This window comes from Nocardia sp. NPDC049220 (assembly GCF_040647855.1).
In the GTDB taxonomy this organism is placed as follows: domain Bacteria; phylum Actinomycetota; class Actinomycetes; order Mycobacteriales; family Mycobacteriaceae; genus Nocardia.
Window position 1 is genome coordinate 59,691 of record NZ_JBEZDA010000013.1, and the last position, 13,568, is coordinate 73,258.

The following is a 13,568-nucleotide window of genomic DNA, read 5'->3' on the forward strand; positions in this document are numbered from 1 at the left end:
GACAACGATTGTGGTGGCGGCGAGCGCGCACACCGGGTTGACTTGGCACCATGCCATCCCAGCATCATGGGCTCCGATCGCCCGCCGAACTCGTCGTGGTCACCCACGGCACCGGCTCGGCGATCACCCCGATCGCCCACACCGAGCACTATGACATGCAGAGGCGAGTGAGTGACCGACTTCCGGCAGGCGCTGAACTGGTCCGGATCTTCGGATCGGCCGACCGAATGCAGAGCAGGCTTGCCGGAACATCGGAGGAGGGCAACGGCGCCGACTATTTGAACTACTTCGTTGTCCGGGGCGTCCCGGACGATCTCGACGGCGTCGCCACGCAATTGCGTGCGGACGAAGCTGTTGCTGCGGCCTATGTGAAGCCGCCCGCCGAGCCCCCGGTCGCGCCCGGAAGTTTCCTGCGCGTAGCGGGTTCTACGGGCGCCGAGCGATTGGCGACACCGAATTTCGAGGAACGCCAGGGGTATCTGGCAGCAGCACCGCAGGGGATCGGCGCTAGGTGGGCATGGACCATACCCGGCGGGCGCGGTGCGGGTGTGCGCGTGGTGGATGTGGAGGGTGCGTGGCGCTTCACCCACGAGGATTTGCGGGCCAACCAGGGTGGCGTGATCGGAGGCGATCCGGCACCGGAGCAGGGCTGGCGTGACCACGGCACCGCTGTCGCGGGCCAGATCAGCGGTGATGTGAACATCTATGGCATCACCGGCATCGTGCCCGAGGCGGATATCAGAGCGGTGTCGATCTTCGGACCTGGGTCTGCGACCGCGATCCGCTCGGCCACCGATGCCTTGGGCCCCGGCGATGTCATCCTGCTCGAATTACATCGGCCCGGACCACGATTCGGCTATGCGGGCAGGTCGGACCAACGTGGCTATATTGCGATCGAATGGTGGCCCGATGATTGGGCAGCGATTCGCTATGCGATCAGCAAGGGGGTCATCGTGGTGGAGGCGGGCGGTAACGGCGGCGAAGATCTCGATGCCGAGCTGTATGACACGCGTCCCGCGGATTTTCCTACGACGTGGCGCAATCCGTTCCGCGGTGGCACGGCCGACTCCGGGGCGATCGTGGTCGGTGCGGGCGCACCACCGCCCGGGTGGCACGGCCGCGATCACGGACCCGCTCGTTCTCGACTGATTTTTTCGAACTACGGACAGCGGGTCGACGTGCAGGGCTGGGGACTGGAGGTGACCACCACCGGCTATGGCGATTTGCAGGGCGGCACCGAGGAAGACCTCTGGTACACCGACGCATTCAGTGGCACGTCGAGTGCATCGCCGATCGTTGTCGGCGCGGTCGCGAGTTACCAGGGAATGAGCGGTGCGGCGACCGGACGTAAGACGCCCGCGCAGGTACGTGCGCTGTTGCGCGAAACGGGATCACCCCAGGCCGATGCGTCGGGACGGCCCGCGACCCAGCGGATCGGCAACCTGCCGGACCTGAAAGCGATGTTCCAGCCGTAAAACGGGCTTTCCCCACAGATCCAGCGGGCCCGCGTCTTCGGAACCTACGGTGTTCATGCCCACCGTAGGTGATTGGTAGCGCGCCGATGTCGTGTGGCGCTAGCAGCGACGGGCGCGATTCGTGTGCTGTCCGGTCATCCAGCACGGTTGGTCAGGGGCTGGAGCCGTAGCGACCGCGCACCCCGCCTTTGGCCACGGCCCGGTGGGCCTCGGCAACCTGGTCCAACGGCACGACGGCGTGCCCTCGGGTCGGCAACCGGCCGGACGCGGCGCAGACCAGCAGTTCGCCCAACCTCGAACCGTCGACCTGTGTCACCAGCGCTTTCACCGTGATGCAGCGGTCGGTTGCCGGCACCATGTTCGGTCGACCGTGTCGACGACGGTCACCTACACGATGACCGACCTCGGTCTTTCGCTCCACCAGCTGATGCGCGGTATCAAGCACTGGGCGGAGGCGCACATGGACGAGTTTCTCACCAACCGCGACAACTACGACACCCGCATCATCTGAACTCTCTGATCGCGGCCTCGACTTCGGTTCGGGATCGACTCGTGGATGTCGCGAGTATTCCTATCGACCAGGCGCGGTGGCGATAACCATTGACGATGACCCTGACGCGAAACTACTTTGCGACGCGAACCGGCTTCAGGATTCTGAGGCCCTGTGCGCGGGCGTCCAACAGCAGACCGAGCGCGGATCTGCTGATGCTGCTCGCGATCCGGAGGGGAAAGGACTGTGGGCTGAAGCGTTTGACCAGCCGGCGACATCAATAGGGATGATCCCGAGGTGTTTCGGCTGGCGGTGACACTCATGCCGCACGTCGCTGATCCGTGCAGAGTCTGTCGACGGCGAGACGCGCCGCGCGACGAAACCCGGCGCACGACAAAGGGCAAGAGGATTACACACTCCTTGCCACTTTCAACATATAACGCACCAGGGGTCTTGCGGCAAGACCCCCGTCGTGCTGGAGAATCTCCAACCGAAGCCAGAACCTGCGGCAACAAAAGCTCAGCGAGTACCCGTGCTGTGGCGGCGTACGGTCCTGCGGGACGTCGAATCGACGGTGCGAGTCGCCGTGCGGTTGTGAGCACTCGGCGCGCGGTGCGGGCATGCTCGCCGCGGGCCTGCGCGGAGCAGTTGGCCGAAATGCAACCTTGGTGGATGAGGGGTCTTCATGATCGACGTGATTGTTGCCGGCGGTGGACCGACCGGCCTGATGCTGGCCAGCGAGTTGCGGTTGCACGGCGTGCACGCGCTTGTGCTGGAGAAGGAGGCCGAGCCGACCCGACATGTCCGGTCGCTCGGCCTACATGTGCGCAGCATCGAGGTGATGGACCAGCGTGGTCTGCTGGAGCGGTTCCTCGCACTGGGTAAGCAGTACCCGGTCGGCGGCTTCTTCGCCGGCATCACCAAGCGACAGCCCGACCGGCTGAACACCGCCCATCCGTACGTCCTCAGCATCCCGCAGCCCGTCACCGAGCGCTTGCTGACCGAGCACGCCACCGAACTCGGCGTCGAGATCCGGCGGGGCCGCGAACTGGTCGGGCTGAGTCAGGATGACCATGGGGTGACCGTCGAGCTGGCCGACAGCACGCAGCTTCGCTCGCGCTACCTCGTCGGCTGCGACGGCGGCCGCAGCGCGGTGCGCAACCTGCTCCGGATCGACTTTCCCGGGGAGCCAGCGCGGGTGGAGTGGTTGCTGGGGGAGATGGAGGTGACCGCGCCGCCGGAGACGCTGGACGCCGTGGTGACTGAGGTCCGCAAGATCCACAAGGGGTTCGGCGCCGGGCCCTCCGGCGGCGGGGTGTACCGCGTCGTCGTGCCCGCCGAGAGGGTTGCCGGGGACCGGTCGGTCCCGCCGACCCTCGACGAGTTCAAGCAACGGCTGCGGGTGTTCGCCGGCACCGATTTCGGCGCGCACTCACCGCGCTGGCTGTCCCGCTTCGGCGACGCCACCCGGCTGGCCGAGCGTTACCGGGTCGGCCGGGTGCTGTTGGCCGGTGATGCTGCGCACGTCCACCCACCGATGGGTGGGCAGGGCCTCAACCTCGGCGTCCAGGACGCGTTCAATCTGGGCTGGAAACTGGCCGCCGAGGTCAACGGCTGGGCACCGGACGGGCTGCTGGATAGCTACCACACCGAGCGGCACCCGGCGGCAGCCGAAGTGCTGAACAACACCCGCGTGCAGTCCGAACTGATGTCCACCGAGCCGGGTCCTCAGGCAGTGCGTCGGCTGCTGTCGGAACTGATGGACTTCGAGGACGTGAACCGGTACCTGACCGAGAAGATCACCGCGATCGGGGTCCGCTACGACTTCGGCGAGGGGCACGAACTACTCGGTCGGCGGTTGCGGGACGTGAAATTGAAGCGGGCGCGCCTCTATGAACTGATGCACGGCGGCCGTGGATTGTTGCTCGACCAGACCGGCCAGCTGTCGGTGGCGGGTTGGACGGATCGGGTCGACCACGTCGTGGACATGAGTCCGGAGCTGGACGTGCCCGCGGCGCTACTGCGGCCGGACGGTCACGTGGCGTGGGTCGGTGAAGATCAGCAGGATCTGCTTGTCCGGGTGCGCAAGTGGTTCGGCGCGGCCGTCAACTGAGTGGGGGTTCCGTAATAATCGCGCGAAAGACAACGAAGGTGCCTGGACCAGCGGTGATCTCTTCTTGTTGGTTGGGGTTCGGGCTGCGGATGGACTCGGTTGGTGCACGGCTTGGCTGCCGATGAGGTTGGGCGGTGTGCTGGAGGTCAGGTTTCGCAGGTGTTCGTGAGTTCGATGCATACAACGCCACCCGGACGCCTGACCGGCTGGCACCGCCCCTGAACCGAAAACCGAAGTCAACCGCCGATTCTGGGACGACCTCAGTGGCACCGAATACGAGGACTGGACCTACCCCGGCGACGACCGACCGCCTTATCCGAAACAGTGAGGAAATCGACGTGTATAAGGACGTGCAGCAGCAGGAACCGGTGAGCAGCCCATCCGGCCGATTGCGGCTGGATCCCGCCGCAGTAGCCGTGTACACCACAGTCATGGATCGAGTAGCTGATCAGCTCGGCTCCGCATCTGCCGGTGTCAGCGCCGAATCGGCCGTCATCGCGAACACTGCCGAATTAGGTGAAGTGGGCGCCGACTTCGCCGCAGATTTCGGGCGCATACTCGACACCCATGCTGCCGAATGGGCATTCGGCGGGCGGCTGGTGAGCGAATATAACCAAAGCATGCACTCATTCGCGGCCACCGCCTCAGCAGTCGACGACGATCTCGCCGCAGCGATCCGGCGCGGCGGCGGTGCGCAGTGAGCGGCACCGACAACACCGAGGAGATCACGGTCTCGGCCGGTGCTGGCGAGGACTTGCTGGCGATCATCACCGACTCGCAGATCCCCGACAAAGGCGTTGGTGCCTTGATCCGGGGCGAGGGCATCGGGTTGGAGCGGCTGCGGGCGGCAAAAAAAATTTCGGCAGACGGACTTTCTGCGCCGGAGTCAGCGCAGGAATTTCTCGATGGCGGGCCAGCCATTGCTGGGGTTGGTCGGTGCGGGCCATGTGACCGGCTTCGTCGAGCGCTATCGCCTCGGCGTTGGGAAACGTTGCGGCGGTTTGCTCGGCCAGCACCGAAGGGCTTCTACTGCCTTCCGCGGTTCAGACGGATCTGTGCCACCAGGGCGCGGTGGTCCGCGCCCGGTAGGTCCACTGTCTTCACCGTGATCGTTCGCCCCTCGGCGACGAGGATATGGTCGATTCCGACCAATGGCGGCCACCGTTTGTCAGTGGGATAGGTGACCAGATGCCCGGCGGCGGCCTGTTCGGCGGCATCGTCGAAACGGCCGGATAACAGCGCGCGGAACTGCCGATGATCGTAGGTCGCGGTGAAGTCGCCACCGACGATCACCGGCCGATTCGACGGCGACCGCTCGAGAATTTCACGTAAACGGGACAACTCGTCGGTCCAGACATCCGCACCGAACATCGGTGGTACCGGATGGAAGGCGTACACCGTGACCGGGCCGACCTCGGAGATACCGACCGTCGCCGAGAGCTGGTTCAGCACGAACCCGTCGTACTCGACGGTGTCCGACAGTGGGTAACTGCTCCAGATCCGGGTACCGCTCGCGGTCCTTCCAGGGGAGAGATACCGGTACGGCAACAACTCGTCGATTCCGGCCGCGCCGAGATCCTCGACCGCCGAGGGCGTGAGCTCATTGACGGTGAGCACATCGACCTTCCGTCCGCGCACCTGATCGACCAGTGCCCGGGGATCAGCTCCGTCGAACAGAAGATTGGCCTGCATAACCGTCACCGCAGGTCCTTCCACGCCACCCGAGCGATGGACGTACAGCGGAGCTCGAGTCCATACCGCAGCGGCTACGACAACGACCGCCGCGCCCGCACTGACCGAGTACCGCATCGCTACAAACGCCACAGACCAAACGAGCGCGGCACCCATCAGATACGGCGCACCCGAAGCCGCCAAGACCAACACTCGAGACCCCGACCAACTGAAGAGCAACGCGACCCCAGCGGCTCCCACCAGGGTCGAAAACCGCGTGAGCACGCCGCCACCGACCCGAACCAACTTCGACATCACACCAACGGGCAAACATACAAGTCCCACAACACATGTCGATGACCAACCGGAGACGGAAGGCCAAAACGAGGGAAAACGCGACTTACTCCGCACCGGTCCTGGCGGGGGAACAACATAGGGTGAACCCGCGGGCGTTACCTCTCCTCTCGATCCAGTGGGCGTCGCGGTTGCGCCTTCTCTTCATCGGCGGTGCCGGGCGGCGGATCGCTTCCGGCCTGCCATCGCCCCAGCCGACACTTTTGGGGTATTGAGACATCTATCCCGTTGCACGGCGCGGCATTCTCATGCCCTGTGCTCATGGAGTTAGCCGGCTGGCGACGCTGTGACCTGGGGTGAGGCGGCCTCGATGGCAGAACGAGCGCGTGACTTCACCGGTGCGGGTGAACCGTTCGACTTTCCGTTGTGCGAAGCGGCGTTTTATGCCCTCTCCGGCGGGCCAATAGCGTCGGATTCATGGATTGGAATTTTCAGTCGGCGGAGGAACTCGCGACTGCCTTGCATGCTGGTGAAGTGACATCGGTGGAATTGACCGATGAGGCGATCGCGCGTATCGAGCGGGAAGACAGGGTGATCAACGCGATCTGTGTACCGGATTTCGACCGCGCACGGTCCGCCGCGCGTCGCGCCGACCATGCCCGCGCCTGCGGCGAGGATCGCCCGTTGCTCGGTATTCCGGTGACGGTCAAAGAGTCCTACAACATGGCTGGGCTGCCCACGACCTGGGGCATGCCGCAGCACGCGAACTACGTACCGTCCGAGGATGCGGTACAGGTGTCACGGCTCGAGGCTGCCGGCGCGGTGGTGCTCGGGAAGACGAATGTGCCGTTAGGGCTGCAAGATATCCAGAGTTTCAACGAGATCTACGGCACCACCAACAACCCCTGGGATCACGAGCGCACGTCGGGCGGATCCTCCGGCGGATCTGCGGCGGCCCTGGCGTGCGGATTCGGCGCGCTGTCCATCGGCTCCGACCTCGCCGGTTCGCTGCGCACCCCCGCGCATTTCTGCGGCATCTACGCGCACAAGCCGACACTCGGGCTGGCAGCGACCCGAGGTATGGTCGCGCCATCCGCGCCGGCGCTGCCGGTCGATCTCGACCTTGCCGTCGTCGGTCCGATGGCGCGCACTGCCCGCGACCTCACGCTCCTGCTCGATGTGATGGCCGGACCTGATCCACTGACGCACGGCGTCGCGTACGACCAGAGCCTGCCGCCCGCGCGCCATGAGCGGCTCGGCGACTTCCGGGTTCTAGTCCTCGACGAGCATCCGCTCATTCCCACCGGGTCCGCTGTGCGGGCAGGCGTGAACCGGGTGGCCGACGCGCTGATCGCCAGTGGGGCTCGCGTAGAACGGCACAGTCCGCTGCTGCCCGATCTGACCGAATCCGGGACGCTCTACACGCAGTTGCTGTTTTCGGGCTCCGTTGCACGTTTTCCCGTCGATGGGTACGAGCAGTTGCGGACCCGCGCCACCGGACTGAGCGCAGACGACCACAGTCTCGACGCCGCGCGGCTGCGCGGCATAGTGTTCAGCCACCGCGACTGGATCGAGGCGAACAACCGTCGCGAGTTCCACCGCCACGGCTGGCGGCAACTCCTCGCCGAGTTCGATGCGGTGGTGTGTCCGATCACGCCGACTCCCGCGTTCCCGCACGACCACGACCCCAATCTGTTGGAACGCCGGATAGACATCGACGGCGTCGAGTACCCGTACTTCGACCAGCTCGTCTGGGCCGGTCTGCCCACAATGCCGGGACTGCCCGCCACCGCGATACCTGCGGGCCGGTCCCCCGAGGGCCTGCCGGTGGGGGTGCAGCTCATCGGCCCGATGTTCGAGGACCGTACCCCGCTGCGGCTGGCCGAACTGCTCGAGCAGAAGATCGGCGGCTTCCTGGCACCGTAGTAGGTGTACTGGGGTTCCGATAGTAATCGCCGTGGCGAAGCCGCTGGTCAGCGTCGGCGATCACCTCCCGGCCCGAGCAGTGCGGTGAATCGCGCATCGCCTGCGGGAACGGTTTGAAGTAGCGGCGCAGGTTCTTCGGTTTGCGGTGCCGGGACTTGGCAGTGAGTTCTCGCAGGTTGGCCCCGGACTCCCCGAAATGCGTCAGGCCAGAATGGCGCAGTTCGTGCAGGCCCAGCCGGTTCCGGGCGCGTCGGGCATGGCGGCGGTGTCGAGGAGATCGCGGGCCTGGTCGTAGGACAACCGCGCCAGGTCGGTGTCTGGGCAGATGTCGCGGTCGACCAGTGCCCGCCACTACGGCGGGCACTGGATCGAAAGATCACACGAGATCAGCGGACGAACGTCGCCGCCTGTTCGGCCAGGTCGAGCACCGGCTGTGGGAACACGCCGAGCACAAGCGTCGCCGCCGCGGAAATCGCCACGATGATTGTGGTGAGCGTGGGGGTGACGACGAGAGGTGCGTCGGCGGGCGGGTCGGTGAAGAACATCAGCACGATCACGCGGATATAGAAGAAGGCCGCGATTGCACTGGAGATCACGCCGACAATCACCAACGGCGCGGCACCGCCCGTGGCGGCCGCCTCGAAGACAGCGAACTTGCTGACGAACCCACTGGTGAGAGGCAGACCCGCGAAGGAAAGCAACAATGTCGCGAAAACCGTAGCCAGCCAAGGGGAGCGGCGGCCGAGACCGGCCCATCGAGACAAACCGGTCGCTTCGGCGCCGGTGGATTCGCGAACCAAACTCACCACAGCGAAGGCGCCGAGGGTGCCGAGGCCATAGGTAAACAGATAGAACAGCACCGCCGCGACGCCGCGATTGTTCGCCGCTGCTAGCCCGGTGAGGATGAAACCGGCGTGGGCGACCGAGGAGTACGCGAGCATGCGTTTGACGTCGGTCTGCGTGATCGCCATGATCGCGCCGACCGCCATCGTCGCGATCGCGACCGCGGCCAGGATCGGGCGCCAGTCGTCGCGCAAACCGGGCACAGCGATCTGCAGGACGCGCAACAATGCGCCGACTGCCGCGATTTTGGTCGCCGCCGCCATAAATCCGGTGATCGAGGTCGGCGCGCCTTGATATACGTCCGGCACCCAAGACTGGAATGGCACCGCACCGACCTTGAACAGCAGCCCGACAGCGAGCATCGCCACGCCGAGCAGGGCGAGCATCGCGTTGTCCGGGTGTTGTGCGATGGCGTCGGCGATCCCGCCGAGCCGTACTGTGCCAGCCTGCCCATACAACAGTGCGACACCGTAAAGGAAGAACGCCGAGGAGAACGCGCCGAGCAGAAAATACTTCAGCGCGGCCTCCTGCGAGAGCAACCGATTGCGTCGCGCCAGCCCGCACAGCAGATATAGCGGCAACGACAACACTTCGAGCGCTACGAACATGGTGAGCAAGTCGTTGGACGCCGGAAACAGCATGAGGCCACCAACCGCGAGCAACGTCAACGGGAACACCTCGGTGGTCGCGACACCCGCCCGCAAAGCCGCCGCTTCGGTCGCGCTGCCGGGCACCGCCGACGCCTGCGGCGTGAAGGCGTCTACGCCGCGTCCGAGCGTGGCGGCAGCCAGACTCCAGGTTCCCGGTCCGGACCGCGTTTCGGAGCCTGGTTCAGCGCCGCGCTCGGCGATGAACAAGACGCTCAGAATCGACACCACCAAGATCGTGCCCTGCAGGAACAAGCTGAATCCGTCAATTGCCACGGCGCCCGCTATCGCGGTCGCGTTGGTCCCGGCCAGTGCAAGGACGGCCGCCAGCGCGGCCACCAGCCCGACCAGACTCAGCACCAATTGACTGTTGTAGCGGAAGCGACGACCGACGAACGCCTCGACGAGCACACCGAGCACAGCGGCGCCGAACACGAAGAGCATGGGGGACAGGTAGCCGTATTCGATACTCGGCGCGGGCATACTCGCGGCGAGCGTTGTCGCATAGTCGAAGTCGCTCACTCAGGCCGTCCTCGAGAAGGCGGTCACCACGGCGAGGATGCCAGCGACCAGAACAGCGAGACACGGAATCAGTCGGCTCATTTGTGGGCACCTCCGGGGTGTTCGGCCGAACCTGCTTCGGGCAGCGGGGGGGTCGACGGCGCGGGATCGGTCCGGCCGATCGTGGTGAGCGTGTGACTCACGGCGGGATTGATGAAGTCCGTCAGGATCTTGGGGTAGACGCCGAGGAACAGCAGGGCGGCGATCAGCGGAATCACCACGGTGAGTTCCCGTGGCACCAGATCGTGGATTCGCTCGCTGCCGTCTTTGACCGGTCCGGTCATCATCCGTTGGTAGAGCCACAGCATATACAGTGCAGCCAGCACCAGCGCGCCGGTGGCGACCACCGCCGCGAACTGATAGCGGCTGAAAGTGCCGACCAGTACGAGGAATTCGCTGATAAAAGGCGCGAGGCCGGGCAGTGACAGGGTCGCGAGACCGGCAATGAAGAACGAGCCCGCCAGCACCGGGGCGACCTTCTGCACACCACCGAAGTCGGCGATGAGCCGGGTCCCTCGGCGCGACACCAGGAATCCGGCCACAAGGAACAACGCGGCGGTGGAGATACCGTGGTTGACCATATACAACGTCGCGCCGGTCTGGCCCTGGCTCGTCATGGCGAAGATGCCGAGAATGATGAACCCGAAGTGGGAGATCGAGGTGTAGGCGATCAGGCGCATCACGTCGGTCTGTCCGATGGCCAGCAGCGCTCCGTAGATGATGCCGATCACCGCGAGCGTGATCACCAGCGGCGCATATGTTCCCGACGCGTCGGGGAACAGCGGCAGGCAGTAGCGCAGCATCCCGAAGGTGCCGACCTTGTCGACGACCGCCATCATCAACACGGCACTCGACGGTGTGGCCGCGACAGCGGCGTCCGGCAGCCAGGTGTGCAACGGCCACAGCGGGGCCTTGACCGCGAAGGCGAACATGAACCCGAGGAACAGCGCGTTGAGCACCGCGGGTCCGGCGCCGAGCTGGCCCGCATTCGCCGCCGCCATCACGGTACGGAAGTCGAACGTGCCCACGGAACCTTCGCCGAGTCCTTCGCGTGCGGTGAGCACGTACAAGCCGATCACCGCGGCCAACATGACGAGTCCGCCGAACAGGTTGTACAGCAGGAACTTGACCGCCGCCCGTGACCGCTGCTGACGCAGCTGCACATCCCCGGTGCGCGGCCCGAAGCCGCCGATGAGGAAGTACATCGGGATCAGCATCGCCTCGAAGAACACGTAGAACAGCAAAATGTCCAGCGCGACGAAAGAGATCAGCACCATCGCTTCGACCAGCAGGGTGAGTGCGACGTAGGTGTGAGCGACTCGTTTGCCGCTACCGACCTCACGTTCGTCGTGCCAGCCCGCGAGAATCAGCAGCGGAACCAGACCCGCGGTGAGGAGCACCAGAACCAGCGCGATCCCGTCCAGCCCCAACGTGTATCCGGCGCCGAACGCCGGAATCCACCGGTGGGATTCGATGAATTGGTACTGCGCCCCACCGGGATCGAAGCCCACCGCGAGCCCGACACCGACGATCAGCGCCACCAGGGAGAAGCTCAGCGCCACACCGCGGGCGAGGGTGCGGCGCGCGGCGGGCAGCACGAGAACGATCGCCGCTCCGACGAGCGGCGCCGCCCACAATGTCGTCAACCAAGGAAAACCGCTCACCACAACCTCACTGCCAGCAGGGCTGCGGCGACCAGGGCCGCGCCGGTGAACATGGACAGGGCATACGAGCGCACGAATCCGGACTGGACCCGCCGGACCCGGGCGGACAAGCCGCCGATCAGCGCCGCGGTGCCGTTCACGACTCCGTCGATGCCGCGATTGTCGAGGAAGACCAATGCCCGGGTCAGATGCTGTCCCGGCCGCATGAACGCCGCCTCGTTGACCACGTCGCCATAGAGGTCGCTGCGTGCCGCGACGGTCAACGGCGAGACGGATTCCGGTGCGGTCTCAGGGATCTCACGCCGCGCGTACTGTGCGTAAGCCACGCCGACACCGATGGCGACCACCGCCAAGGCGAGTGCCGTGACCACGGTGGCGGGAACGACCTCTTCGCCGTGATGAGCGCCGACCACCGGTTCGAGCCAGTTCTGTAGTGAGGAGCCGAGGACGAACAGGGCGCCCGCGCCTACCGACCCGGCGGCAAGCAGGATCATTGGACCGGTCATCACCGCAGGCGATTCGTGGGGATGCGTGTCCGGATTCCAGCGGCGTTTGCCGAAGAAGGTCATCAACATGACCCGGGTCATGTAGAACGCGGTCAACCCGGCACCCAGCAACGTCACCGTGCCGAGGGCCAACCCGCTTGTGCCGCCTTGGTTGAACGCCGCCTCGATGATCCGATCCTTGGAGAAGAACCCGGCGAACGGCGGGACCCCGATGATGGCGAGATACCCGAGACCAAAAGTGATGTAGGTGATCGGGAGCAGGGTGCGCAGGCCGCCGTAGCGGCGCATGTCGGTTTCGTCGTTCATTGCGTGCATTACCGAACCGGCTCCGAGGAACAGACCGGCTTTGAAGAATCCGTGGGTGAGCAAATGCATGATCGCCACCGCGTATCCGGCGGGGCCGAGGCCCGCGGCGAGCACCATGTAACCGATCTGGCTCATCGTGGAGGCGGCCAGCGCCTTTTTGATGTCGTCCTTGGCGCAACCGACGATCGCACCGAATAGCAGCGTCACCGCGCCGACAAGTACGACAGCGAGGCGCGCGTTCGGCGCGAGGTCGAAGATCGGGTTGGACCGCGCGATCAGGTAAACGCCCGCGGTGACCATGGTGGCTGCGTGGATGAGTGCCGACACCGGTGTCGGGCCTTCCATCGCGTCGCCGAGCCACGATTGCAACGGCACCTGCGCGGACTTGCCGCACGCGGCGAGCAGCAGCAACAGACCGATCGCGGTGAGAGTGCCTTCGCTCGCGGCCGGTGCGGCGCCGAACACGTCCCCGAAGCCGATCGAGCCGAACGTCGCGAACATGACCATCATGGCGATCGCCAGGCCCATGTCGCCGACCCGGTTGACGACGAACGCCTTCTTGGCCGCCGTTGCTGCTGACGGCTTCTCGTGCCAGAACCCGATCAGCAGGTAGGACGCCAGGCCGACGCCCTCCCACCCCAGGTAGAGCACGAGGTAGTTGTTCGCGAGCACCAGCAACAGCATGGCCGCGAGGAACAGGTTGAGGTAGGCGAAGAACCGACGTCGGGCCGGGTCGTGGCTCATATAGCCGATCGAGTAGACGTGGATCAGCGAGCCGACACCGGTGATCAGTAGTGCGAAACACACCGAAAGCTGGTCCAATTGCAGCCCGAAGTCGACCTGGAGACCTGCCACCGGAACCCAGCTGAACAGGTCTTTGTGTACCGCGCGTTCGGCGGTATCGCGCCCGAGCATCGCGAAGAACGCGATCGCGGCGACCACGAAAGAGGCCAGCGCCATCGCGGTGCCGAGGAGATGACCCCACTTATCGGCGTAGCGTCCCGTCAGCAGCAGGACGATCGCACCCGCCAAGGGCAGCGCGGGCAGCAGCCAGAGCATTGCCGTGTCCATG

At 65.4% G+C, this 13,568-nt stretch carries 9 protein-coding genes and 1 pseudogene; 5 read left to right on the top strand and 5 right to left on the bottom strand.

The window, feature by feature from the left end; genetic code table 11:
* Positions 1–50: 50 nt before the first annotated feature.
* Complete coding sequence (locus tag AB0C34_RS23985) at positions 51–1,475, top strand: S8 family peptidase (protein ID WP_357077011.1); 1,425 nt, start codon at positions 51–53, stop codon at positions 1,473–1,475.
* A gap of 151 nt (positions 1,476–1,626) precedes the next feature.
* Here AB0C34_RS23985 and AB0C34_RS23990 read toward each other — a convergent pair whose 3' ends face one another.
* A complete protein-coding gene (locus AB0C34_RS23990) occupies positions 1,627–1,833 on the bottom strand; it encodes a hypothetical protein (protein ID WP_357077312.1) in 207 nt (68 codons plus the stop codon).
* Between the two features lie 9 nt (positions 1,834–1,842).
* Between AB0C34_RS23990 and AB0C34_RS23995 the strand changes: the two are divergent.
* The 3 genes and pseudogenes from AB0C34_RS23995 to AB0C34_RS24005 all read left to right on the top strand — a co-directional run.
* Positions 1,843–1,986, top strand: a pseudogene (locus AB0C34_RS23995) (transcriptional regulator); the annotation flags it as partial.
* Between the two features lie 664 nt (positions 1,987–2,650).
* On the top strand, positions 2,651–4,078 hold the full coding sequence (gene rox, locus AB0C34_RS24000; RefSeq protein WP_357077014.1) for a rifampin monooxygenase: 1,428 nt from the start codon (positions 2,651–2,653) through the stop codon (positions 4,076–4,078).
* 338 nt (positions 4,079–4,416) lie between these two features.
* Positions 4,417–4,779 (top strand): hypothetical protein, encoded by a 363-nt coding sequence (locus tag AB0C34_RS24005; protein ID WP_357077016.1) that lies wholly within the window; start codon positions 4,417–4,419, stop codon positions 4,777–4,779.
* 325 nt (positions 4,780–5,104) lie between these two features.
* Here the strand turns inward: AB0C34_RS24005 and AB0C34_RS24010 are convergent, their stop codons facing one another.
* Complete coding sequence (locus AB0C34_RS24010; RefSeq protein WP_357077019.1) at positions 5,105–6,064, bottom strand: endonuclease/exonuclease/phosphatase family protein; 960 nt, start codon at positions 6,062–6,064, stop codon at positions 5,105–5,107.
* A gap of 456 nt (positions 6,065–6,520) precedes the next feature.
* Here AB0C34_RS24010 and AB0C34_RS24015 point away from each other — a divergent pair, with 456 nt between their 5' ends.
* Complete coding sequence (locus AB0C34_RS24015; protein WP_357077022.1) at positions 6,521–7,969, top strand: amidase; 1,449 nt, start codon at positions 6,521–6,523, stop codon at positions 7,967–7,969.
* Positions 7,970–8,355: 386 nt separating this feature from the next.
* Here the strand turns inward: AB0C34_RS24015 and nuoN are convergent, their stop codons facing one another.
* From nuoN to nuoL, 3 genes are all read right to left on the bottom strand, one after another.
* Entirely contained in the window at positions 8,356–9,942 is a 1,587-nt protein-coding gene (gene nuoN, locus AB0C34_RS24020) for an NADH-quinone oxidoreductase subunit NuoN (protein WP_357077298.1), read from the bottom strand.
* A gap of 116 nt (positions 9,943–10,058) precedes the next feature.
* Positions 10,059–11,684, bottom strand: coding sequence for an NADH-quinone oxidoreductase subunit M (locus tag AB0C34_RS24025; protein ID WP_357077025.1), 1,626 nt, complete (start codon positions 11,682–11,684; stop codon positions 10,059–10,061).
* Entirely contained in the window at positions 11,681–13,567 is a 1,887-nt protein-coding gene (nuoL, locus tag AB0C34_RS24030) for an NADH-quinone oxidoreductase subunit L (protein WP_357077028.1), read from the bottom strand. Before nuoL ends, AB0C34_RS24025 begins: the two co-directional genes overlap by 4 nt.
* Between the last annotated feature and the right edge of the window lies 1 nt (position 13,568).

Bases quoted from the DNA above. Each gene is read 5' to 3' on its own strand.
- AB0C34_RS23985 (WP_357077011.1), top strand. From the start codon at position 51: ATGCCATCCCAGCATCATGGGCTCCGATCGCCCGCCGAACTCGTCGTG.
- AB0C34_RS23990 (WP_357077312.1), bottom strand. From the start codon at position 1,833: ATGGTGCCGGCAACCGACCGCTGCATCACGGTGAAAGCGCTGGTGACA.
- rox (WP_357077014.1), top strand. From the start codon at position 2,651: ATGATCGACGTGATTGTTGCCGGCGGTGGACCGACCGGCCTGATGCTG.
- AB0C34_RS24010 (WP_357077019.1), bottom strand. From the start codon at position 6,064: ATGTCGAAGTTGGTTCGGGTCGGTGGCGGCGTGCTCACGCGGTTTTCG.
- AB0C34_RS24015 (WP_357077022.1), top strand. From the start codon at position 6,521: ATGGATTGGAATTTTCAGTCGGCGGAGGAACTCGCGACTGCCTTGCAT.
- nuoN (WP_357077298.1), bottom strand. From the start codon at position 9,942: ATGCCCGCGCCGAGTATCGAATACGGCTACCTGTCCCCCATGCTCTTC.
- nuoL (WP_357077028.1), bottom strand. From the start codon at position 13,567: ATGGACACGGCAATGCTCTGGCTGCTGCCCGCGCTGCCCTTGGCGGGT.